Here is a 23,440-nt window from a genome sequence, read left to right on the forward strand (position 1 = left end):
TGGCGGCTGTCACGATCCGACTGTCAGTGGCGGGTGTCACTCTTGGCCCATGACGAACGGTGAACACGCCATCACAGGCACGCAGGCGGGCCTGGACGTGGACTGGGACGCGGCCGCCGCGGACTTCGACGACGAGCCGGACCACGGCCTGCGCGACCCCGAGGTGCGCCAGGCCTGGGCGTCCCGGCTGCGGTCCTGGCTGCCCGAGCGCGCCTGCGACCTGCTGGACCTCGGCTGCGGCACCGGCAGCCTGTCGCTCCTCGCGGCCGAACAGGGACACCGGGTCACGGGTGTGGACCGGTCCCCGGCGATGGTGGACCTGGCCCGCGCCAAACTGGCCGGACGGGACGCGGCGTTCCTCGTCGGTGACGCGGCGGCGCCACCGGTCGGGGAGGAGCGGTTCGACGTGGTGCTCGTCCGCCATGTCCTGTGGACGCTGCCCGACCCCGGCAGGGTCCTGCGGCACTGGCGCGGGCTGCTGCGCCCCGGAGGACGGTTCGTGCTGGTCGAGGGGGTGTGGGGCACCACCACGCCGACGGTCGGCATACCGGCGGACCGGCTCACCGCACTCCTCGCCCCGCTAGCCGACGACCTCCGCGTGGAGCGCCTGTCCGGGGACGCGCGGCTGTGGGGGAGGGCGGTGGACGACGAGCGGTACGCGACCGTGGCGGTGGTGGCCTGACCCGGGCGCCCGGACAGGGCCTAGGCCATGAGCGCGCCGAGGCCGGTGCCGCGGGCCAGGTCCTCCAGGGCGTCCAGCGCCGCCACGGCGGCCGCGGCGGCCTTCGGGTCGGTCCGTTCGAGGCCGCTCTCGGCGAACTCGTCCTCGTCCAGGCGGCGTACGTCCGTGCCGTCGGCGGAGCACCACAGGTCCAGGTCGAGATCCTCGACGACCAGCTCGGCGCCGGACAGCGTCGCCGGGCGGGTGACGTCGCAGTACCAGCCCTTGAGGGCCCCCGTGGCGGCGCGGACCTCCTTCACCGCGTACCAGCGGTCCCGCCAGTAGTACTCGGTGAAGACGTCGCCCGGCTCGAAGCGGACGAAGCCGAAGTCGCGGACCCCGGTGCCGGCCCAGGGCGCGCGGACGGCGATCCGGGTGCCGTCGTCGGAGAGCAGCTCGGCCGCGTAACGGATCTTTGTACGGCCGGCCTTGACCAGGACGACGTCCAGCAGACGTCCCTGGTCAGTCGAGTTCACGGACATGGCGCACCTCCGTCGCGCAGATCTCGTAGCCGAACCACTTGTTGATCGCGAGCATGGGCCCGTTGCCGGTGTCGTTGCCCGTGAACGCCTCCGTGTACCCCGAAGCGCGGGCGCGGTGCAGGGAGTCGTTCTTCGCCAGCTTGGCCAGGCCGCGGCCGCGGAAGGCGCGCGCCGTACCGGTCATGACGGTGCCGTACCGGGTGCCGCTGTCCGTGCGGGCCGCGCTGAAGGCGGCGGGCCGGCCGTCGACCAGGACGACGGACGTCAGCTCGCGGCTGAAGAGGGGGTGCTGCCAGGTGTCCTGGAGCCAGGCCTCGTAGTCGGTGAACTCGTAGGCGATGTCGCTCGGTTCATCGGACAGCGTCTCCGCGTCCAGCTCGAACAGCGGATGCGGGTCGTCGGCGAAGTCGGCGCCCGTGCGCAGCTCCACGCCCGGTGGCAGGCTCCGGAGCGGGGGCAGTGTGCCGTTCGCCAGGTCCAGGCGCAGGAAGTGCGCCGAGCGGCTCTCACGGTAGCCGCACGCCTCGGCGAAGGCGCGGTTGCCGGGCTCGTCCAGGACCCAGGCGAACAGCCTGGTCGCGCCCACGGCGGCCAGATGCCGCTCGGCGGCCCGGACCAGCGCCGAGCCGGCGCCCCGGCCCGTGCGCTCCGGATGCACGTACACGTTGACGTAGCCCTGTCCGGGCTCCGGGCTCTCGTGGACGAGCCCGACCTGCGCCGTGCCGATCACCTCGCCGTTCTCCTCGGCGAGAAGCGGCTGGTAGTGGGCGTCGGGGTGCATGTGGGTGACGTCGTAGGAAACGGATTCCGGGGTGATCAGGTAGCAGGGGAGGGCGCGGTGGCGGACGTGGGAGAAGCCCTCGGCATCGGCTCGCACGTCGGGGCGGAGCGGGCGCACGGTAATAGTCATCACCGCGCACGCTATGAGGCGGAGCCGCCGGGGTGCCTCTCATTTTCCTGCGGTACGGGACAATCGCCCTGTGACCTTGAAGATCCACATCGATGACAGTGCCGCGCCGTACGAGCAGGTGCGGGCGCAGATCTCCGAGCAGGCGCGGTCGGGGGTGCTGCCGGTGGGGTACCGGCTGCCGACCGTGCGCGGGCTGGCCGAGTCGCTGGGGCTGGCGGCCAACACCGTCGCCAAGGCGTACCGGGCGCTGGAGAGCGACGGCGTGATCGAGACGCGGGGCCGCAACGGCACGTTCGTGGCGGCCGCCGGTTCGGCCGCCGAGCGTGAACTGGCGTCGGCCGCGCAGGCCTACGTGGAGCGGGCGCGGCGGCTCGGGCTCACGGAGGCCGAGGCGTCGGCGGCCGTAGGGGACGCCCTGCGGGCGGCGTACGGGGAGTAGTCAGCGCCCGGCCTTCGAGCGCGCCGCGAGCTCCGGCGTACGGGTGACGGCAAGACCCGCTCGGGCCGCCGCCCTCCCGAGGACCACCGCGTCCCGCACCGCCGCCCCGCCGGGGTCGTTGTTGAAGTACGCGTACATGTCCTCGGTGTCGGACCAGGTGGTCGCGATGCGGTCGACCCAGGTCTCCAGCGAACGCCGGCCGTAGCCGGGCCAGGGGCGGGCGCGGCCCTCGTGGAAGCGGACGTAGCCCCAGTCCGCCGTACGCCACAGGGGCGTCACCGGGCGGGCCTGGACGTCGGCCCAGCACAGGGCGGCCCTCCGGGACTCCAGAACCTCACGGGTCCGGGCCGTCCACCAGGACTCGTGGCGGGGCTCGACCGCGACCCGCGTGCCGGACGGGAAGCAGGCCAGACAGGCGTCCAGGAGATCGGGGTCGGCGCGCAGGGTCGGCGGGAGCTGGAGCAGCACGGGCCCCAGACGGTCACCCAACCCCTCGGCGTGGGACATCAGACGGTGCACCGGCTCCTCGGGATCCTTGAGGCGCTTGATGTGGGTGAGATACCGGCTCGCCTTCACCGCGACCACGAAGTCCCCCGGCACCCGGTCCCGCCACGCCTCGAAGTTCTCCCGCGTCGGCAGGCGGTAGAAGGCGTTGTTGATCTCGACCGTGGCGAAGTGCTCCGTGTACTCCTCGAGCCAGAGCCGCATGGGCACGTCGGCCGGGTACAGGACGCCCTTCCAGTCCCGGTACTGCCACCCCGATGTGCCGACGAACAGGGTCATACCCTCCATCAAAGCACTACAGATACAGCCCCGCGTCCGCCCCGTCCCGCGGGTCCGGCAGCGACGTCGGGGACGTGCCCCGCCGCAGCGCGTACAGCTCCGCCAGCGTGGCGCCCTCGCGGCCGATGCCCTCCTCCGTGCCCAGCCAGTTCGTCGCCTCCCGGCGGGTCAGCGCCCCCACCTCGATCCGGGCCAGACAGCGCCCGGGCCGGACGACGGCGGGGTGCAGGCGCTCCAGGTCCTCGTTGGTGGTGACGCCGACCAGGACGTTGCGGCCCTGCCCGAGCAGTCCGTCCGTCAGGTTGAGCAGGCGCGACAGCGCCTGGCCCGCCGTGTGCTTCGCCTCGCCGCGGATCAGCTCGTCGCAGTCCTCCAGGAGCAGCAGCCGCCAGCGGCCCTTGCCCGTCGAGTCGTCCTCGCCGATCGCGATGTCCATCAGATAGCCGACATCGCTGAAGAGCCGCTCGGGGTCCAGGACGCAGTCGACCTGGCACCAGTCCCGCCAGGAGCGGGCCAGCGTCCGCAGAGCCGACGTCTTGCCGGTGCCCGGCGGGCCGTGCAGCAGGAGCAGCCGGCCCGCGATGTCCTGAGGGGTCGTCTTCATCAGGCGGTCCATCGCGTCCGCCACCGGCGCGGTGTAGTTGGCCCGCACCTCGTCCCAGGTGCCCGCCGAGATCTGCCGGGTCGTGCGGTGCGGGCCGCGCCTGGGGGAGACGTACCAGAAGCCCATGGTCACGTTCTCCGGCTGCGGTTCGGGCTCGTCCGCCGCGCCGTCCGTCGCCTCGCCCAGCACCCGCGCCGCCAGCTCCTCGCTGGTCGCGGTCACGGTGACGTCGGCGCCGCGGTTCCAGCGGGAGATCAGCAGGGTCCAGCCGTCGCCCTCCGCCAGTGTCGCGCTGCGGTCGTCGTCGCGGGCGGCACGCAGCACCCGGGCGCCCGGCGGCAGCAGCGTCGCACCGGACCGCACCCGGTCGATGTTCACCGCGTGCGAGTACGGCTGCTCGCCCGTCGCGAAGCGGCCGAGGAACAGCGCGTCGACGACGTCGGACGGCGAGTCGCTGTCGTCGACGTTGAGCCGGATCGGCAGAGCGTCGTGTGGGTTCGCAGACATGCGGCCATGATCCGGCACAGGGCGGCCCGGTGCACCCGGTTTCCCCGGCGCGTACCGCGGGCGGCCCAGAGTGACGAAACCTGCCCCAGCGGCCGTCACCCCCGATACCGTTGTCCTTGATGGGACGTCATGGGTGGAATTCGGGGGCACGGCGGTGGCGGCTCACCGCGCTGCTCGGTGTGGGCGTGGCCGCTCTGGCCCTGGTGGTGACCCTGCTCAACACGCTTCCCGGGAACGGCGCGAGCACCGAGGGCACCACACGCGACGGCGACAAGGTGCACGGCAGCCCGACGGCCACGCCGGACGCCACGAACCCCGAGGTCGGCTGGGGGTTCACCCACACCCAGTACAGCGCGGACGAGGGCGCCGCCGCGGCCGTGAAGCGCGTCGAGGGGCGGCTCGCGGACGCCGGAGGGCTGCCGCAGATCCAGCACATCATGGGCTGGGGCGCCGACAACCCCGAACCGGTCGAGGGGCGCTACGACTTCGAGGCGATGGACCGCCGGATCGACTTCGTCCGCGCCTCCGGCAGCACCCCGGTCGTCACCCTGTGCTGCGCCCCCGACTGGATGAAGGGCGGCAAGGCCGGCGTCGACAACACGAACTGGAGCCAGGCCGCCCTGGAGACGGCACCCGAGCCCGAGCACTTCGACGACTTCGCCGCGCTCGCCGTGACCGTGGCCAAGCGCTATCCCGACGTACGCCACTTCATCGTGTGGAACGAGTTCAAGGGCTTCTGGAACGACGCCGAGGCCCGCTGGGACCACGAGGGCTACACGAAGCTGTACAACCTGGTCTACCGGGCGCTGAAGAAGGTCAACCCCGACATCATGGTCGGCGGGCCGTATCTCGTGATGGACAGCGTCGACCCGCGCGCGGAGGAGGCTTCGAAGGCCCTCACCGGCCCCTGGGGCGCCCTGGACCAGCGCACCGTCGATGCCTTCGCGTACTGGAACGAGCACAAGGCGGGCGCCGACTTCGTCGTCGTGGACGGCTCCAGCTACACCCGTGACGACGAGCTGCTGCCCGACGAGTTCACGGCCACCGACAAGTTCACGGCCGTCGGTCAGTGGGTGCGGAAGCAGACGGGCGATCTGCCGCTGTGGTGGGCCGAGTACTACGTCGAGCCCGCCGACGGCAACGACGACCGCAAGGGCTGGTCCGAGGCCCGTCGCGGTGCCGTCCAGGCCGCCGGGATGATCGCGCTGGCCAAGGGGGGCGCCACCTCCGGCTTCTACTGGAACCCGCAGGAGGAGAAGGGCACCGAGTGCGCCGGCTGCCTGTGGACGCCGACCGACACCGCGGGCGGCGGTGCGAAGCTGCCGATGTACGACCTGGTCGCGCGCTTCAGCAAGGAGTTCCGGCCGGGCACCGAGCACCGGCCGGTGTCCGTCGACAAGCCCGACGTCCGGGTCCTGGCCACGAACCACGTGATCCTCGCCGTGAACACCCTCGACCGGCAGACCAGCGCGAAGATCGACGGCGAGAAGGTCGAGCTGCAGGCCTATGAGGTCAGGTGGCTCGAACGCTGAGCCACCCGCCCCACTCCGCTACTTGATCGTCAGGAACCGCTGCACCAGCGAAGCCAGCAGCACCGCCAGCAGCGGCAGCGAGAACCAGAAGCTGCTCTGCAACCAGCGCAGCTGCCGCACGCTCGGCGCCATCGCCACCCGGACGATCTCGCGGGCCGCCAGCAGCACGATCAGCGCGAGCGCCGCGAGCCCCCCGACCACCGACCACGGTGTCCAGGTCACCTGCGGCCCGATCGGCCCGGGATCGGCCTTCGGCACCTCGCCCGCCGGCTGCTTGCCCAGCGCGTACATCGTCACGTCGGCGTTGGCGAAGACCTTCCTCAGCTCCTGCCGCTCGTCCAGATGCCGGATCAGCCGGGACTCCCACGTCGCCGAATAGCCCACGTCCATCCGGAGGTAGGCGACCTGACCCCGGTTGATCATCAGATACGAGTTCGGGCCCGCGTCCTTCAGCGACTTGACCAGCCCCGACACCAGCACGGGGTCGGCGGGCGCCAGCGTCGGCAGGTACTCCACCTTCTCCATGTCCTTCGCGCCCCACGGCATCGACGGCGTCACCACGTTGACCGGGTCGTCGCTCAGCCACAGCAGCCGCACGGTCGGATCGTCATGGGCGTACACGAACTCCATGGCCGCGACCTCGCCGGGCCGGATCCGCTCGAACGGCTCGTTGCCCCACCGGGCCACCAGGAAGCCGCCCATCAGCACCAGGCCCGCCATCAGCGCGGCCAGCGGGGCGAGGCTCACCCGGTCCTTCTCGCGCTCCTTCGCGGTGACGCCGGTGCGCGGGAAGAAGGCCAGACCGGTGAGCAGCGCCGCGCCGGGCAGGGCGAACATGAAGACGCGCAGCGCCATCTCACCGCCGTACGACTGCATGCCGAAGCCCAGGAACGGCACGAAGGTGAGGACGAGCAGCGAGCGCTCCCGGTAGTGGTGGAAGCGCCGGCGCCACCAGCCCCAGCAGGCGAAGGCCATCACACCGCCGGCCAGCAGCACCCGCACGTACAGCACGAGCTTGTGGGTGGAGCTGCCGCCCTCGATCCGGCCGGAGACGGACGAGGACACGTTGCCGCCGACGCCGCCGACCCCGCCGAAGAGTTCGTCGAAGTGCCCGGACCAGTACGGCTCGGCCATGAAGCCGATCCAGACCGTCACCATGACGCCGAACAGGATCGGCAGGCCGCGCAGTTCGGACTTGCCGATCAGCACGAGCCCGGTCAGCACGCCCAGCATCACGAACGGCGTGAGCTGGTGGGCCGGGACACTCGCCGCGAACAGCCCGATGACGACCGCGAGCAGCACGGCCTGCTGCCGCCGGTTCGCCGGCTCCACCTCGACCTCGCCCGGCCGCCGCTTCGTCCAGATCACGTGCGGCGCCCGGAACCAGACCAGCAGGATCGCGGCGAAGGCGAGATACAGCAGATATGTGAAGCCCTGCGGCGAGAAGTAGTCCTGGCCCACCCAGCCGCTGAGCACGAACACCCAGAGACCGGTCCACTTGGCCCGCCAGCTCGCCCGCATCGAGCGCACCAGCAGGAACATCGGCACCAGGTACAGCAGTTGCACGGCCAGCGGCCACCAGCGGATGACCTCGGTGAGGTCACCGACCCCGCACGCCTTGGCGAAGAAGGCGGCCACCGCGAAGAAACCCGGCCAGCTCCAGCGCGCGTCCAGATCGGGCACGGCCGACCCGGTGCGGTCGATGTAGTCGAGGAAGCCGAGGTGCTGCCAGGCCGTCGCGAACCGCGGCTCGACCTCGATCAGCGCGGGCAGGGCGTGCAGCGACACCACCGTCGCCAGCAGGGTGACCAGCAGCAACGCCCGGTGCTCCCGGCCCAGCCACAGCAGTGAGGCGAACACCACCGCCAGCAGCGCGGCCCCGACCAGCGTCGGCAGCGGCAGCACGGAGATCAGCCCGAGCCCGCCCATACCGTCCAGGTCGGCCTCGCCGAGCCGCAGCGCGGGCACCCAGTACAGCAGCAGCGCGGCGATCAGCAGACAGCCGAGGACGACCCCGAGACGGGTGGGCAGCAGCCGCTCACGCCAGGTCGGCAACGACGCGTCCGGCTGCCGTACAGGCTCTTCGTCGGGCATCGGCGGCTCTTCCCGTACGGCGGTCTCCTGCCGTACGGCAGCCTCCTCGCGCTCCTCCGGTCCGGCACTCTCCTCGACCTTGCCGGCGTTGAACGCGTCCTCGAACGGCGCGTCCACCTCGGCCGGCCCCAGCGACACCTCCGAACCCGGCGCACGCTCCTCGACCGGCAGCCCGACCTCCGGCTTGCGGGCCCAGGCCGGCCGGTGGTCCGGGCGGACCGGCGGGGTGCCCGTGGGCGGCGTTCCCGGTCCCGGGCGGACGTCGGGCCGGCGTTCCAGGTGGTCGAAGTCGACGTGGATGCCGAGCGCGAGGGTGTCGGTGTCGAGCGCCCACCCGGGCCCCCGCCTGCGCGCCCCGGGCACGTCGCGAGCCCCCAGGTCGGCGAGGTCACCGTCGGGTGCCGCGTCCTCGGGGACCTCGGCCGAGGACGCCCGCGCGATCCGGTACAGCTTGGGCGCGGCGATGGCGACGATCACGGAGAGCGAGACGATCTCGGCGACACCGGCGCCGGTCAGGCCCATACGGGGGAGCAGCACCAGCGTCAGACCCAGCACCGACGCGCACAGCAGGCCCTGCAGCCACGCCAGTCCGGCGGTGCGGCTCTGCGCGCGCAGGACCGCGAAGTACGTCTCCATGACGACCCGCAGCAGCGCCCCGACCGCGAACCAGCGCAGCAGCGGGGTCGCCGCGTCCGCGTAGCCCTGGCCGAAGACGCCCAGGATCCAGGGCGCTCCGAAGAACAGGACCGCGGCGACCGGCACCATGATCCGCGCCATGCGCCGCAGCGCGGCCCGGGTGTTGGCGGCCAGCCGCCTCGGGTCGTGCGAGCCCTCGACCGTGAGGGAGGCGCCCATGTTGATGGCGAGCAGATTGACCGTGCCGCCGATCGTGGCCGTGATGTAGAAGTACGCGTTGTCCTCGGCGGACACCCGCGCGGCCACGATCACCGGGATCAGATAGACCACGGCGAGGGAGAACAGCGAGCCGGTGTAGTCGCCCGCCAGGAACCGGCCGATCTCCCGCAGCGACGGCGGACGGGCGTGCTCCTCGGTGGCCGCCACATGGCGGGGCACCAGCCGCCGGAACACCAGCCAGCCCAGCGGCAGCACCGACACCGCGATGGCCGCGACCCACGACACGAAGACCCCGGCGGTGGGGATCGCCACCGCGAAGGCCACCAGCAGACCCAGCTTCACCGCCGAGAACACGGTGTTGCCGACCGGCACCCACACCGCGCTGCGCAGCCCCGTCAGCACACCGTCCTGCAGGGTGAGCAGATTCCAGGCGATGACGGCCACGACGAAGAAGAGTCCGCCCGCCGCCCCGTTCAGGAACCGGTACGACGGCCCCCACAGGTCCAGCGTCAGCAGGAAGGCGCCGGCCGCCAGTGCCACCACGACGCAACTGCCCGCGTACGTCCGGAAGATCAGACGGCCGCTCGCACGGCCCGCGACCGGGATGAACCGGGCCAGCGCCCCCGTCAGGGTCACCGCCGTCAGACCCGCGAGGAACTTCATCGCGGCGATCGCGGCGGACCCCTGACCCACCGCGGACTCGGAGTAGTAGCGGGCGGCGGCCAGCCAGAAACCGAGCCCCAGCACGGCGGAGACACCCGTGTTGATCATCAGGGCGTAGGCGTTGCGGAACAGCTGGCTGCCCCCGGAGGACCCGCCCAGGCCGGGCAGGCGAAGGCGGCGCCCCGACTGCTCGGGCGCCGTGGCGGCGGTCGATGCGGGCTCGGTCGTGGTCGTCGTGTCAGACACGGGAACGGATGGCCTTCCGGCGGACCTGTCGTGCTCTGCGGACCACGGCGTACCCCTTGGTGAGGGCGCGGTCCCTGGCGAAGGTGCGGGCGATGGCACGGCCCTCGACCATCCGCCCGAACTCCTCGACACCGGTGGTGCGGCGCACGGTCAGCCGGGTGAGGGCGTACGGCCCCTGCCGGCGCCGCGCGAGGCCGTTGTTGACGGCGAGTGCCTGGGCGTACCCGGTCTCGTGCACCGCCTCGCGCACCCGGCGGCTGGAGTATCCGTACGGGTAGGCGAACGACGCCGGGACGGTGCCGAGTTCGTCGCTGATGATCTCCTTGCACAGGATCAGCTCGGAGCGCAGCCTGTCGTCCGGGAGCTGGTCGAGCTGGGGATGCGTGTGGCTGTGGCCGCCGATCTCGACTTCCGCCTCGGCGAGTTCGCGCACCTGGTCCCAGTCGAGCATGGCGTCCAGGCCGCCGCCGGTGTCGTGCGGGCCCCTCAGCCAGCCCGTGGAGACGAACAGCGTGGCCGGGAAGCCGTGCTTGGCCAGCACGGGCAGGGCGTGCCGGTGCACGCCTTCGTAGCCGTCGTCGAAGGTGATCAGCACCGGCCGTTCGGGCAGCGGCCTGCCCGAGCGCCACCGCGCCGCGAGATCCGCCGTCCGCACGGGTGTGAGGCCCAGGTCGGCGATCAGCGCCATCTGTTCCGCGAACGCCTCCGGCGCCACCGACAGCTCGCGGGTGGCGTCGTTCGGCGAGGTGGAGACGGCGTGGTACATGAGGATCGGTACGCGCCCGTCGGTCATCTGCCGCCCCCCTCGATACCGGCCTCCCCCTCGGCGCCGGCTTCCCCTTCGATCCCCACCACCGAGTACGTGACCCCGCCCCGGCGCGCCCGGACACTCCCCACGACGTACCCACCGGCCGCCGTCAGCACCCCCGCGACGATCGCGCCGGCGCGCCCCGCGCCGCCCGGCCGGGCCAGCACGGCGTCCCGCAACCCGCGCGCCACCCCGGCCGGCAGCACCCGGGTGGTGTACCGGCGCTCGGACTCAAGTCCCTTGTCCGCGCCCACACTTCGGGCCACCAGCGCCTTGGAGAGACCCTCGGCGTACGTCCGCGTGCGGAAGTACCGGAAGTGTTCGCGCGGTCCGGGCACCCGGTGGTGGATCACCGCACGGTCGTCGATCAGCAGGACGGCGTCGGGCCGGGCCCGCGTGAGCCGGATGCACAGCTCCGTCTCCTCGCCGCCCAGCGGCAGCCGGTCGCCGTCGCGCCCGATGCCGGTGGCGAACCCGCCCGCGAAGTCGAACGCCGTACGCCGGAAGGAGGCGTTGCCACCGAGGACGTTGCGCACCTTCACCCGGCCGCGCGGTAGGCCACGGTAGGTGCAGCCCACCACCCAGTCGAACTCCTCCGGGAACCAGGCCGGCCGGCGCCCCGACGCCCAGATCGGCTCGGTGCGCCCGCCGACGGCCATGACGCTCGGGTCGGCGTACCCGGCCGCGAAGTGCCTCAGCCAGTCCCGCTCGGCCACGGCGTCGTCGTCGAGGAACGCGATCACCTCGCCGTAGGAGGCCGCGATCCCGGTGTTGCGCCCGGCGGACAGCCCACGGGGCCCGGCGTTGGCCAGCACCCGCACCTCGCCCCCGCCTTCCCCGGACTCCTTGTACTCCTTGGTCAGCCGGTCCAGGAGCGCCTCGTTGTGGTCGACGACCAGCAGCGTCTCCAGGGCCGGATACGTCTGCGCCCGCACCGAGGAGACCGCCGCGAGGATGTCCTCCCAGCGGTCCTCGGTGTACACGCAGATCACGACGGAGATGTCGGGACCGCTCAAGACACCTCTCCCCGCACCGAGTCGAGCATGGGGGAGTGGTGGCTCCGGCTGCGCAGGGCACGCCGGTTGGAGCGCTCCTGGAGGATCACCTTGAGCACCCGCAGCCCGTCCCGCACGGCCCGCAGATTGCTCGTGCCGTGGATGCGGAGGTACTCGTGGCTCGGGATCTCCTGCACCTTCAGCCCCGCCTTGACGACCCGGATGTTCATCAGGGTCTCCACCTCGAAGCCGGTGCAGTCGAGCTCGATCTTGTCCAGGCAGTGCCGCCAGAACGCGTTGTATCCGTAGCAGAGATCGGTGTAGCGGGCGCCGAACTTACGGTTGACGGCCGTGCACAGCGCCCAGTTGCCCAGCTTGCGGATGAAGGTCATGTCGTCGGTGCCGCCGCCGTTGGCGAAGCGGGACCCCTTGGCGAAGTCCGCGCCCGAGACCAGGGCGGAGACGTACGACAGGATCTCGTTGCCGTCGGCCGAGCCGTCCGCGTCGACCATCACGATGATGTCGCCGGTGGCCGCGGCGAACCCGGTGGTCAGGGCATCCCCCTTGCCCTTCCCGCGCTGGCGCACGACCTTGACGTCCGGCCACAGCTCACGGGCGACTTCGACGGTGTCGTCGGTGGAGTTGCCGTCCACCAGGACCACTTCGTGTATCCAGTCCGGAAGTGTCTTGAAGACGTACGGAAGGTTCTCCGCCTCGTTCATGGCCGGGATCACCACGCTGACCGGTGGCGCGATGGCCAGGTGCGAGGAGACGGGCCGGTACTTGCCGGCTGTGGACGGACCTTGGTCCGCGACCGCCGGGGGCAGAACAGAGCTCATGAGTCTGGTCCCTCTCGTCCGGTGGACCGCCCGCCCCTGGGCGGCCCGGTGTTGTGTCCGGTTCGAAAGGGGGGTTTCTCACGTACGGCACGGCCGGATGGATCTCCGTGCACGCGTGGTGAGCTGGCATGTCTGGCCGGCCACCGGTAATCGGCAGCCGGTCGCGCGGCACGACTCGGTCACAAGTGCGGACACCGTCACCGAGCACCCCCCTACCGCGCCCCGCGCCGGGACTGTCGCGGTCTTGAGCCCTCCCCTAGAGCCGCATACTGACAGTCCGATGCGAGTGAGATGTACGACGGTATTGATGATTGAGCCTGTATGGCAAGAGCTGGAACGAGCTCTCACGTTTTTGTTGGTTTGGCCGTAACCGGCCGTCTTGCACCGGCCGTCACCGACGTCCCGAACGGATCTTCCCCATGCTCTTGAGGAGGCGATCCGCCGGTTCGAACAGCTCCGGCCGTGCCTGCACGGTGTTGCGCAGCGCCCGGACCGGGGCACGCCGTGCCCGGTGTCCGAACGCGACCGGGTGACGCCGGGTCACCCACCCCTCCGACACCGTCAGCTCACGTGTCTTCAGGGAGTCCTTGTACTCCTTCTGGCCCCGGCCGAGGTCCAGGTAGGCGATGCCGTCGGCGGCGGCCGCCTCGGCCATCCGCAGATGCAGTACCAGACCGGGCGAGTACTTCGAGAACGCCGGGTCGTAGGCCGGGAACCAGCACGCCAGCACCCGCTCGCCGCGCAGCCCGAAGTGCGCGGCGATCGGCTTGCCGCCCGCGTACAGCACCGACAGGATCCCCGCGAACGGCTCCGAGCGGGTGTGGAACAGCTGCTCCACCAGCCGCGTGATCCACTCCTGCGCGAACCGGTCGCTGCGGCCGGTCCTGCGGTACTGCGCGGACTTCCACGCCATCAGCGTGCGCAGGGCCGCCGGATCACGCTCGTCGTGCACATACCGCACGCCCTCGTGGTCCCGGCCCAGCTTGCGCTCCTTGGCCAGCGTCGTCCGCGTGAACTTCGGTGACCGCTCCCGCAGTTGGCCCAGGTACGCCTCGTAGCCCTGGTCGACGTCCATGACCGGGGACGGGAACCTGCCGGAGGCCTCCGCCTCGAACGCCGCCTGGCCCTCCACCAGGTGGTCGAACTCCCATACGGCGAGCCCGCACGCCTTCAGCAGCTCCCGCGCGTCCCAGGTGAACCCGGGCCGGTGCACGACGCCCTGGGCGTCCGAGACGCCGAGACCGATGGCCCGGCCGACACCGGCCGCCGTGCGCTGGAACGGGAAGAACGCGGCCGGCTCGCCGCGCTCCCGGACGACCGCGATCCGCACCCCGCGCCGGCAGCGGCCGATCGCGAGCGCGAACTCGGGCGAGAGGAACGGGTTGCCCAGCTCGGGCGAACCCTGCAGATGGGCCTTGGACTGCAAAGAGGTCCAGGCCGCCCGGTCGGCGGAGCTCAGCTCGCCGGGGCGGTACACGCTGATGTCCACGTCAGTCAGTCCGCCTTCTCGACGTACGGCCGCGCAGCCGCCGTACCACAGCCAGCAGGAGAATGAGGGCGCTGATCGCGGTCACGGCCGCGATCCCGCCGAGCACCGACCACCGGTGCACGGCCAGCATGCCCTGGGCCACCAGCATGTCGACGACGACCGCGCCCGCCACGGCGGCCACGGTCCGGCCGAAGGGATCCAGCCCGCGCAGCGCGGCGGCGATCGCCCCGGCCGGCATCGCGAGCAGGAAGAACAGCGTGAACGGCCCACGCAGCGGCGAGCCAGAATCGACCAGCGCGAGCACCGCGCCGAGTCCCCCCACAGCCGTCGCGGCGCCCGCGAGCAGCGGCGTCAGGTCCCTCCCCGGCCCTGGCCGCGCACGCTCGGCGTCCTCGGACGCAGCTGTCTTGTTACCTATGGTCTGCATTGGCGACTTTGCCCCCCGACGCGCCGGATGCCGGGCTTCAATGTGGCTCAGCTCCGTGGTGGCCGTCAAGACGTCCCCCGGAACAGGGCGTTCCCCGGAGACGGCGGGCGTCTCCGGGGAACAGTGGGGTTCACATCGTGCGCTGCGGGGTTACGGAACGAGCTTCAGCAGCCGGTTGGGCGAACCGCTGCCGGGGCTGGTGACCACGTTCGCGGTGGCGCCGCTCGTCAGGGCCGAGGCGACCGCGGCCGGGGTGGCCGAGGAGTGGTTCGCCAGGTAGACGGCGGCCGCGCCCGCGACGTGCGGGGTCGCCATCGACGTACCGGAGATGGTGTTGGTCGCGGTGTCGCTGGTGTACCAGCCCGCCGTGATCGAGGAGCCGGGGGCGAAGATGTCCAGGACCGAGCCGTAGTTGGAGTAGCCGGCCCGGGCGTCGGAGCTGGTGGTGGCGCCGACGGTGATGCCCTCCGTGACGCGGGCCGGAGAGTACGAGGAGGCGTTGGCGCTGCTGTTGCCCGCCGCGATGGCGTAGGTCACGCCGCTCGCGATGGAGTTGCGCACAGCCGTGTCCAGCGAGGTGGAGGCGCCGCCGCCGAGCGACATGTTGGCGACCGAGGGACCGGAGTGGTTGGCGGTCACCCAGTCGATGCCCGCGATCACGCCCGCCGTGGTGCCGGAGCCGCTGTTGTCGAGCACCCGGACCGCGACGATGTTCGCCTTCTTGGCCACGCCGTACGTGGTGCCGGCGATGGTGGTGGCCACATGGGTGCCGTGGCCGTTGCCGTCGGAGGCGGTGGTGTCGCCGTCGACGGCGTCGTAGCCGTAGGAGGCACGGCCGCTGATCTGCTGGTGGGTGATGCGCACACCGGTGTCGATGACATACGCCGTCACACCGCTGCCCGCGCTGTCCGGATAGGTGTAGGTGCCGGAAAGCGGAAGCGCGGCCTGGTCGATGCGGTCCAGGCCCCAGGGCGCGCTGGACTGGGTGCTGTCGGCCAGGTGGACCGTCTGGTTCTGCTCGACGGACGCCACCGACGGGTCGGCGGCGAGTCTCTTGGCCTCGGCCGCGGAGAGGGTGGCGGAGTAGCCGTTCAGTGCGGCGCCGAACGTCCTGTTCACCGACCCGCCGTACTCCTTGATCAGGCCCTTGCCCGCGCTGGAGGCGGCCTTCAGGCCCGCGGTCTTCTTGAGCGTGACGATGTAGCTGTCCTTGACGGCCGTGGGGGAGCCGGCGGCCAGGACCTTGCCCTCGGCCGGGGCGGCCTGGGCGGGCAGGGAGGTGAGTCCGCCGACGAGGGCGGCGGTCGCCAGGCTGGTTATCGCGGCGAACCGGAACTTGTTGCTACGCAGTTGTGCCATTACGAGGGAGTCCTCCTCAAGGCGGTGCGCATGGGTGGTGCGCGCACATGTGGGGGGTGCGTGCGTGGGGTCGCAGGCACGACCTGGAACGTCGCGTTCCCGTTCTCGGGCCGAGGTAAAGGATCTGTGGTCCTGCCGTGACGGACAAGGGAGTTGACGACCTGTCAACAACCTTGTCATGAACGCGAAATCAAACCCATGGCGAACCCGCAGGACGGGTGCCGCGATGAGGGGAAAAGTCTTGGCATGGACACTTCCCGTCAACACGCGTAGTTGGTACGACGGTTATGGCAGAGATCCTGCTATAGGGAGGTTCCATGAGACGTTCCCGACTTTCCGTATACATCGCCTCACTCCTCCTCGCCGTCGGCACCGCCCTCACCGGGGCAGCCAGCGCGCAGGCCGCCGACACCGCCGCGATCGGCGGCTATGTGGCCCTCGGCGACTCCTACTCCTCCGGCCTCGGCGCGGGCAGCTACATCGGCGCCAGCGGCGACTGCAAGCGCAGCACGAAGGCGTACCCGTACCTCTGGGCCGCCGCGAACTCACCCTCGTCCTTCGACTTCACGGCTTGCTCGGGCGCTCAAACGGGTGATGTCACCGCCGGTCAGCTCGCCCCGCTCAGCCCCGCCACCGCACTCGTGTCCATCTCGATCGGCGGCAACGACGCCGGATTCGCCGACATCATGACGACCTGTGTGCTCCAGGGCGACAGCGCCTGCGTGGGCCGCATCAACACCGCGAAGGCGTTCGTCGACTCGACGCTCCCCGGCAGGCTCGACAGCGTCTACACGGCCATCCGCACCAAGGCCCCGTCCGCCCATGTGGTCGTCCTCGGCTACCCCCGCTTCTACAAGCTGGGCGTGTCGGGCTGCATCGGCCTCTCCGAGACCAAGCGCAGGGCACTCAACGACGCCGCCGACCACATCGACGCCGCGATCGAGAAGCGCGCCCTGGACCACGGCTTCACCTTCGCCGACGTACGCCCCGCCTTCACCGGGCACGAACTGTGCTCCGGCAGCGCGTGGATGCACGCTGTGAACTGGCTCAACATCCCGGAGTCGTACCACCCGACGGCCGCGGGCCAGTCGGGTGGATATCTGCCGGTGCTCGACAGCGCGGCCTGACGCCCCGCGGCTCCGCTACGAGCTCGGCGACTCGGTAGGCGTAGGCGAGACCCCGTCCGTCGGGGTCTCCGTCTCACAGGTCACCGAGAACGGCACCGAGTTCGACTTCGTCTCCACCGGGTCGCGGACCTCGACACTGATCTCGTTCTCGAACGTCCCGCTGTCGTCGTACGTCGTCACGAACGCCCGGTCCTGCTTGGTCCGCCCCCCGCCCTCCGGGAACGACAGGGTCTTCCAGCCCTGGTCCATGACATCACCGTCCGCGGACACCCAGCGATAACTCACCTGGGCCGGCAGCCGCCCCACAGTGAACGTCGCCGTGAAGGAGGGCGCCTCCCCGCTGGGCGGCGGACAGGCCCCGGAGTACTCGGTGTTCGACCCCGCCAGCGTCACCCGCACGGACTGCGGCGGGGGAGTGGTCGTACGGCTGCTGCTCGGGCTCGGCGTCGGATCCTGAGCCCCGCTGGCCGCGTTCTCGTCCCCGGTGTCGGTCTCGGTCGGCGAGACCCCGCCGCCCGTCTGCGCGTTGGTCCCCTCGCCGCCCTCCTTGCCGCCGTCGCCGTCCCCGCGGTCGAGCAGGGCGTACGTCAGCCCTCCCACGGCCAGCGCGAGGGCGGTGACGCCCGCGATCAGGACGTAGCGGGCGCGGCGGTCACGGTCGGGACGGACGGGGGCCGTGTCCCGGTAGGGAACGGCGGCCGAGGTGGGCCTGGTCGGTCCGGGCGGCGGGACAGGGGCCGTCGCCGCGGTCTTTGAGGGCGTCGGAAACGCCGCAACGGTCGGCGTGTACGGGGTCCCTCCCGCCGAGGGGGTACCCCCGGCCCCGATGATCCGCAGGTCCTGCTCGGCCCGGTCGGCCGACAGCCGCGCGGCCGGGTCCTTGCGCAACAGCCTCTCGATCACGGGGGCCAGCGGACCGGCCCGACGGGGCGGCGGCAACTCCTCGTCGACGATCGCCCGCAGGGTGCTCAGCGGGGTGTTCTGACGGAACGGGGAGTTGCCCTCCACGGCCGCGTACAGGAGCACGCCCAGCGACCACAGGTCGGACTCCGGACCGGGCGTGCGGCCCAGCGCCCGCTCCGGGGCCAGGAACTCGGGGGAACCGATGACCTCGCCGGTCATCGTCAGCGCGGAGCTGCCCTCGACCATCGCGATACCGAAGTCGGTCAGCACGACCCGGCCGTCGTTCGACAGCAGCACGTTGGCCGGCTTCACGTCCCGGTGCAGCACCCCGGCCGCGTGCGCCGCCCGCAGCGCGGCCAGCACCTCGGCGCCGATGTGCGCGACGCGCTGCGGACTCAGCGGGCCCTCGGCGTCCAACTGCTCGGCCAGCGAGATCCCGCGGACCAGCTCCATCACGATCCAGGGCCGGCCGTCCTGCGTGGCCACGTCGTACACCGTGACGACATTGCGGTCGGCGACCCGCGCCGCCGCCCACGCCTCACGCTCCAGCCGGGCGTACATCCGCTCGACCTCCGCGCCCGGCAGCCCGTGCGGCGCACGCACCTCCTTGACGGCGACCTCGCGGTGCAGCAGTTCGTCGCGGGCCCGCCACACAGTGCCCATGCCGCCCTCGCCGAGCGGGGACAGCAGGCGGTAGCGGCCGGCGATCAGACGTTCACTGCCAGATTCTTCGGACACGGGCGTCCCCCATTCGCATCCGTGCGCATTCTCCACAAAAGTAGCTCAGCCGAGTGCGGATGCCGCCCCCTGGAGAACCAATCCGGCCCCGATCAGTACGACGAGCACCGCGGATCCCAGTGGTGCGGTCCTGCGGACGAAGACCGTGAGGGGGTGAGCCATCCAGCGGGGCTGCCGGTCCAGCACCCTCGTCACTCCGCTACCCAGCCGCACGACGGCGAACCCGGCCGCGGTGAGGGTGAGCGCGAGCCCGACGCCGTACGCCACGACGAGCAGCAGCCCGAACCACGCCTTCCCGAGCGCCGCCGCGCCGACGAGCACGACGACCGCGGAGGGACTGGGCACGAGGCCGCCGGCGAAACCGAGCAGGATCGTGCCGCGGAGGGTGGGGGCCGTGGAGTGGGTGTGGGTGAAGCCGTTGTGGGTGTGGGTGAGGGAGCCGTGGCTGTGGTCGTGGCCGTGGTCGTGCTCGTGACGGTGGCTGTGGGCGTGGGCGTGGGCGTGGGCGTGCGCGTGGGAGTGGTCCGGTGTGGGTGCGGGGGCCTCCGCTGCGGTGTGGGCGTGCGCGGCGACCAGGACCGGTTGGCGCTCGTGGGCCCGGTCGGTCTCGTGGTCGTGAGCATGCCCGTGCCCGTGTGGATGGTCATGCCCGTGTGGATGGTCATGCCCGTGCCCGTGCTTCCGGACGTGCCAAGCCCGTCGTACGAGCGTCGCGCCCGCCGCGATCACCAGGGCGCCGCTCGCGATGCCCAGCCAGGTGATCACCGAGGGTGCCGCCGCCGAGCCGGCCGTCACGAGGAGGCCCAGGGCGACCACACCCAGGGTGTGCGTGACCGTCACCGAGGCGGCCAGGGGCAGGACGTCCTTCATACGGGCCCGGCCGCCGCGGGCCGCCGCAACCGCGGCCATCAGGGTCTTGCCGTGGCCGGGGGCGAGCGCGTGCATCGCGCCGAGGAAGATCGCGAGGACCAGGGCGAGGGCGGCGAAGCCGACGGTGAGGTCCTGGCGGGACACCAGGCCGTCCAGGGCCCGCGTCCAGCGGTCGGCGCCGCGCGGCAGGACGGAGGAGGCGGGGGTGTCCTGTGCCGCCTCGGCGAGGGCGGGGCCGCCCGGGCGCACGCGCAGCGACGCGCTCTTGGTGTCGGCCGGAGAGGACAGCAACTCCTCGGGGTATTCGGTCAGTTCGCGGGAGATCGACTCCTTCGGCACGTCCGAGGCGGCGAGTGTCATACGGTCCCCGCGCGCCGTGATCTCCCGCCAGCCGGGGCCGGACTCCGCGCCCGCGCCACGGAAACCGAGGGCGACCGTGGTGTCCTCCGGGAGCGGCGCCGTCAGCCGGCACTCCACGCGGAGGGTGTCGAGTCCCGCCTGGCCGGGACGCACGCGCGCGTGGCTGCTGGTCGGCGTCAGCTCGACCGTACGGCCGTCCACGGTGACCTCGCTGCCCCGCGCGGCCGCCGCGCACCGCTGCCGGGCCCACTCCGTCATCCCCGCCTTCTCGATGTCCGGCTCGGCCTGGGTCGCCGGGATCTCGGCGAGGTCCTCCACATGGTGGACGCGTAGTTCGCCGGGGGCGGCGACCAGGCCGTCGTAGCGGTTGACGGTGAAGTTGCCGAGGGGGTGCGCGCTCGCGTAGCCGGTGGGGAACAGCGCGAGCGCGCAGGCCGCCGTGAGGACGGCCGTGGCCGAGGCGAACAGACGACGCGGGGTCACTTGGCCGCCTCCAGGTCCTTGAGCGCCGTACGGGCTTCGCGGGCGCCCAGCGGGGAGAAACCGGGATTCAGTTCCAGCGCGGAATCCAGGTGCTCGCGGGCCTCCTCGGCGTGGCCGGTGGCGCGCTCGATGATCCCGCGGTGGTAGAGGAACGCCGCGTTGCGGTAGCCGGTGGCCGTCGCCTTGCGGGCGTAGGGAAGGGCTTCCTCGTCCTTGCCGTTGACGTGCAGTGCCCAGGCGAGGGCGTCCGCGGTGTGCACGGTCTGCCGGCGGTCCCACTCGGCGCGGGCGGCGCGCAGCGCGGAGGCCTTGTCGCCGTGGTCGGCTGCCGCGAGGGCCGTGTCGAGGTCGGCGTTGACGCCGTTGGCGCGGGCGAGGGCCGTCCAGGCGTCGACCAGGGCGTACTGGTCGTCGGCCCTGACCTTGTCGCCGGCCGCTTCGTACAGCTCGCCGAGTTCGACGAGGGGACCAGGGAGGGGGTAGCGGGAGACGACGTTCCGCAGGCCCTCCGTCGCGCCGGCCCGGTCACCGCTCGCGGCCTGGGCGCGGGCGCGGCCCTCCAGGGCGGGGACGTAGTTCTCGTCGGCGGCGAGGGCGCGGGCGTAGTGGGTGAGGGCGGTGTCGTAGTCACCCTGGTTCCAGGCGAGTTGGCCGAGCTGGGTGGCGACGTAGGTGATGTCGCCGGGGGTGGTGGCGGAGGAGAGGGCCTGTTTCAGTACCCGCTCGGCCGTCCGTACGTCGCCGCGCAGCTCCTGGACATAGGCGTAGCGCGTGAAGACCGGGATGCCCGGGCGTCGGTCGTCCGCTGTCTTCGCGGCCTTGGCGGCGTCGGCGTAGCGGCCCAGTTCGACGAGGGCGTCGGTGCGGGTGCACAGGGCGCGTTCGCTGTAGGGGTTCACCTTCAGGGCCCGGTCGGCGTACTTGAGGGCGTCCTCGAAGTCGTGCCGGGCGGCGGCGAGGGCGGCGCGGCCCGCGAGGGCCTGGTCGTTGTCGGGCTTCAGTTCCAGGGACCGCTCGAAGGCCTGTTCGGCCTGGGGGTAGCGGGAGGGGTCGCCCTTGGTGCGGGCCTGCTCGACGTAGGCGAGGCCGAGGGTGGCCCAGCCGGTGACGTCCCTCGGCTGGTCGCGGAGGTGGGCCTGGAGGGAGGTGATGCCGGTGGCGAGGTCGCCGGTGGTGAGGAGGCCGGGGGAGACGGCGGCGGAGGCGGGGGCGACGCCTTGGGTGTTGTTGTCGCGGGCCGCGCTGAGCGCCATGGAGCCGGCGGTGAGGGCTACGGCGAGCAGGGCGGAGCAGCCGGCCAGGTGGAGTGCCCGGCTGCGGCGGGCGGCCGCGGCGACTCGGCGCACGGCGGCGATGCGCTGCTCGCGGGCTTTGTCGCCCCCGCCGCCCCTACCCGTCCCATCCTCAAGGGGCTCCGCCCCTTCGACCCCGTTGGGGGCCGCGCCCCCAGACCCCGCTGTCGGCCCTTCGGGCCTCGTCCTCGAACGCCGGACGGGCTGTCGGGGTTCGCTGTCGTTCGTCCGCGGGGCCATGCCCTCTCCTCGATCGGCTGTCCAGCAGTGGCAGTTGTCACGTGCGGCGGCGCGGCCCGCGCCGTGGGGGATGAGTACTTCGCGGGCCGCGCCAGCTCTGTCGTGGGCCTAGTAGGCCCGCTCCCGCATCCGGCGCCACCACATCAGGGCCCCGCCGATCAGCAGGATCCCCAGGGCGCCGGCGCCCGCCGAGCCGGCGATCAGGGTCGTGTCGTCCATGCCGGAGGCACCGCCGGCCGGCTGGAGGGCGTCGCCGAGCTGGCTGCGGACGTCGGTCTCGCCGTCCGTGCCCTGGGCGAGCGGGCCGCGGGAGCCCTCGGTGGGCAGGGCTACGTACGGGAAGGCCTTCTCGAAGTCCTTGTCGTTCTTGTCGACGGCGTCACCCAAGTCGTTCTTGGCGCCCAGGAGTTCACCCTCGACGACCTGGAGGGATGCGTCGATCACGTCGTCGGTGAGGCGGCGGCCGTTCGGGAAGCCCGCGTTGTCGCCGTCGAGGACACCGAGCCGCTTGGGTTCGGCGGCCGGCTTGACCGAGGTGTTCAGGCGCAGCATCTCCGACGGGGTCACGTGCGGGGGCTGGTTGAGGTCCTTCACACCCTTGAGGAAGACGTCGACCAGGTCGTTGCGCGGTTCGTCGGGCGCCGGGATCTTGTAGATCGCCTCGATGAGCTTCGGCAGCTCCGGATTGGTGACGTTCTTCAGGAACTGGGCGTCCTCCCAGGGGGCGGACGCGTTGAACTTGTCCTTGTCCTTGAGGGGGTTGACGACCTCGTTCACCAGGGGGTTACCGAGACGCGAGACCTGCTCGAAGTAGCCCTGGGCGTTCTTGCGCTGGGTCGTCGACCAGATGCCGACGATCGGCTGCTCCGCCGACTCCGTGATCATGTGCGTCGGAACCTGGAGGGCGATCGAGTTGACGTTGTAGCCCTTGAGCGTGTCGTTGCCGACCTCGGAGAGGTTCCCGCCGTACAGGAGGTCGAAGACCCGCAGGTCCAGGAAGAACGGGTCGTCGGCCTGCCCGGCGAACGACGTCGCGTCGCCCGCGAGCTTGTGCACGGCCTGCTCGCGCAGCTTGGCGTAGTCCGGCATCGACGCCTTGCCGACGTTCGACGGGGCCACCGGCACGTCGTTGGCGACCTTCGTCTTCGACACCGGGTGCTGGTCCTTCAGCTTCAGCAGCTCGATGTCGTACGTCTGCGTGATGTTGAGGTCCTTGTCGTCGAGGCTCTCGACCGGACCGGTGTTGTACAAAAACGTCTTCTTGTTCTTGATGTGCGTGTCGAAGGTGAAGCGGTAGAGCAGATCGCCCTGTGCGTCACCGTTGTTGTCGATGTGGATGTCGTACTGCGCGTCCTCGGCGAACGTGAAGAAGTTCGGTCCACCGGCCGGCTCCTCGAACGGGATCCAGTTCCCGATGATCGTCGTCGTGTCCGGCTTGTCCGGGCTGACGAACGCGTACACGTCCGTGTTGTCGTACTGCGGGGTCCCCGAGATCAGTGGGGCCTCCCGGTGACTGGAGGCGGATGCCGCCCCCGGTTCCAGCGCGGTCACGCCGGCGGCTGCGAGCCCCCCGGCGGCCAGCGCACCACATACGAGGGTCGCGAGGCCCCTGCGTCCCGCACCGCTCCTGGAATTAGGTGTCATGCCGTCCGTCCTCAGTCCCAACTTGCCTGA

The 23,440-nt window shown here is 71.6% G+C and carries 19 protein-coding genes; 4 read left to right on the forward strand and 15 right to left on the reverse strand.

The window, feature by feature from the left end; genetic code table 11:
- Positions 1-49 precede the first annotated feature (49 nt).
- Positions 50-682 carry a class I SAM-dependent methyltransferase gene (locus tag ACZ4UU_RS22395; protein WP_471905154.1) on the forward strand — a complete coding sequence of 211 codons (633 nt, stop codon included), beginning with the start codon at positions 50-52 and terminating at the stop codon, positions 680-682.
- Between the two features lie 20 nt (positions 683-702).
- Here the strand turns inward: ACZ4UU_RS22395 and ACZ4UU_RS22400 are convergent, their stop codons facing one another.
- Positions 703-1,203 carry a ribonuclease FAU-1 family protein gene (locus ACZ4UU_RS22400; RefSeq protein ID WP_471905155.1) on the reverse strand — a complete coding sequence of 167 codons (501 nt, stop codon included), beginning with the start codon at positions 1,201-1,203 and terminating at the stop codon, positions 703-705.
- Positions 1,184-2,113, reverse strand: a complete 930-nt coding sequence (locus ACZ4UU_RS22405) for a GNAT family N-acetyltransferase (RefSeq protein WP_471905156.1) — start codon at positions 2,111-2,113, stop codon at positions 1,184-1,186. Before ACZ4UU_RS22405 ends, ACZ4UU_RS22400 begins: the two co-directional genes overlap by 20 nt.
- A 70-nt stretch (positions 2,114-2,183) precedes the next feature.
- Between ACZ4UU_RS22405 and ACZ4UU_RS22410 the strand changes: the two genes are divergently transcribed.
- Complete coding sequence (locus tag ACZ4UU_RS22410) at positions 2,184-2,552, forward strand: GntR family transcriptional regulator (RefSeq protein ID WP_471905157.1); 369 nt, start codon at positions 2,184-2,186, stop codon at positions 2,550-2,552.
- Here ACZ4UU_RS22410 and ACZ4UU_RS22415 read toward each other — a convergent pair whose 3' ends face one another.
- Complete coding sequence (locus ACZ4UU_RS22415) at positions 2,553-3,335, reverse strand: DUF72 domain-containing protein (protein WP_471905158.1); 783 nt, start codon at positions 3,333-3,335, stop codon at positions 2,553-2,555.
- A 16-nt stretch (positions 3,336-3,351) separates the two neighbouring features.
- Entirely contained in the window at positions 3,352-4,446 is a 1,095-nt protein-coding gene (locus tag ACZ4UU_RS22420) for a DUF5925 domain-containing protein (protein WP_471905159.1), read from the reverse strand.
- Positions 4,447-4,565: 119 nt separating this feature from the next.
- Between ACZ4UU_RS22420 and ACZ4UU_RS22425 the strand changes: the two genes are divergently transcribed.
- Positions 4,566-5,978: a GH39 family glycosyl hydrolase gene (locus tag ACZ4UU_RS22425; protein WP_471905160.1), complete on the forward strand. Its 1,413-nt coding sequence runs from the start codon at positions 4,566-4,568 to the stop codon at positions 5,976-5,978.
- An 18-nt stretch (positions 5,979-5,996) separates the two neighbouring features.
- Here ACZ4UU_RS22425 and ACZ4UU_RS22430 read toward each other — a convergent pair whose 3' ends face one another.
- The 7 genes from ACZ4UU_RS22430 to ACZ4UU_RS22460 form a co-directional block, all read right to left on the reverse strand.
- Positions 5,997-9,836, reverse strand: coding sequence for a lipopolysaccharide biosynthesis protein (locus ACZ4UU_RS22430; protein WP_471905161.1), 3,840 nt, complete (start codon positions 9,834-9,836; stop codon positions 5,997-5,999).
- On the reverse strand, positions 9,829-10,629 hold the full coding sequence (locus ACZ4UU_RS22435; protein ID WP_471905162.1) for a polysaccharide deacetylase family protein: 801 nt from the start codon (positions 10,627-10,629) through the stop codon (positions 9,829-9,831). Before ACZ4UU_RS22435 ends, ACZ4UU_RS22430 begins: the two co-directional genes overlap by 8 nt.
- Positions 10,626-11,660 carry a glycosyltransferase family 2 protein gene (locus ACZ4UU_RS22440; protein ID WP_471905163.1) on the reverse strand — a complete coding sequence of 345 codons (1,035 nt, stop codon included), beginning with the start codon at positions 11,658-11,660 and terminating at the stop codon, positions 10,626-10,628. The genes ACZ4UU_RS22435 and ACZ4UU_RS22440 overlap by 4 nt, the downstream gene beginning before the upstream one ends.
- Positions 11,657-12,478, reverse strand: coding sequence for a glycosyltransferase family 2 protein (locus ACZ4UU_RS22445; RefSeq protein WP_471905164.1), 822 nt, complete (start codon positions 12,476-12,478; stop codon positions 11,657-11,659). The genes ACZ4UU_RS22440 and ACZ4UU_RS22445 overlap by 4 nt, the downstream gene beginning before the upstream one ends.
- Before the next feature lie 391 nt (positions 12,479-12,869).
- Entirely contained in the window at positions 12,870-13,967 is a 1,098-nt protein-coding gene (locus ACZ4UU_RS22450; protein ID WP_471905165.1) for a GNAT family N-acetyltransferase, read from the reverse strand.
- Between the two features lies 1 nt (position 13,968).
- A complete protein-coding gene (locus ACZ4UU_RS22455; protein WP_471905166.1) occupies positions 13,969-14,394 on the reverse strand; it encodes a hypothetical protein in 426 nt (141 codons plus the stop codon).
- A gap of 150 nt (positions 14,395-14,544) precedes the next feature.
- The gene (locus ACZ4UU_RS22460; RefSeq protein WP_471905167.1) at positions 14,545-15,753 is read right to left on the reverse strand and encodes a S8 family peptidase; all 1,209 of its coding nucleotides are present in this window, start codon (positions 15,751-15,753) and stop codon (positions 14,545-14,547) included.
- A gap of 317 nt (positions 15,754-16,070) precedes the next feature.
- Between ACZ4UU_RS22460 and ACZ4UU_RS22465 the strand changes: the two genes are divergently transcribed.
- Positions 16,071-16,880 (forward strand): SGNH/GDSL hydrolase family protein, encoded by an 810-nt coding sequence (locus ACZ4UU_RS22465; RefSeq protein ID WP_471905168.1) that lies wholly within the window; start codon positions 16,071-16,073, stop codon positions 16,878-16,880.
- A 15-nt stretch (positions 16,881-16,895) separates the two neighbouring features.
- Here the strand turns inward: ACZ4UU_RS22465 and ACZ4UU_RS22470 are convergent, their stop codons facing one another.
- The 4 genes from ACZ4UU_RS22470 to ACZ4UU_RS22485 form a co-directional block, all read right to left on the reverse strand.
- Positions 16,896-18,521 (reverse strand): serine/threonine-protein kinase, encoded by a 1,626-nt coding sequence (locus tag ACZ4UU_RS22470; protein WP_471905169.1) that lies wholly within the window; start codon positions 18,519-18,521, stop codon positions 16,896-16,898.
- Between the two features lie 45 nt (positions 18,522-18,566).
- A complete protein-coding gene (locus ACZ4UU_RS22475) occupies positions 18,567-20,234 on the reverse strand; it encodes a HoxN/HupN/NixA family nickel/cobalt transporter (RefSeq protein WP_471905170.1) in 1,668 nt (555 codons plus the stop codon).
- Positions 20,231-21,766 carry a tetratricopeptide repeat protein gene (locus tag ACZ4UU_RS22480; RefSeq protein ID WP_471905171.1) on the reverse strand — a complete coding sequence of 512 codons (1,536 nt, stop codon included), beginning with the start codon at positions 21,764-21,766 and terminating at the stop codon, positions 20,231-20,233. The genes ACZ4UU_RS22475 and ACZ4UU_RS22480 overlap by 4 nt, the downstream gene beginning before the upstream one ends.
- Before the next feature lie 108 nt (positions 21,767-21,874).
- Positions 21,875-23,410 (reverse strand): DUF4331 domain-containing protein, encoded by a 1,536-nt coding sequence (locus tag ACZ4UU_RS22485; RefSeq protein WP_471905172.1) that lies wholly within the window; start codon positions 23,408-23,410, stop codon positions 21,875-21,877.
- Between the last annotated feature and the right edge of the window lie 30 nt (positions 23,411-23,440).

The organism is Streptomyces sp. NPDC028907 (genome assembly GCF_055564995.1).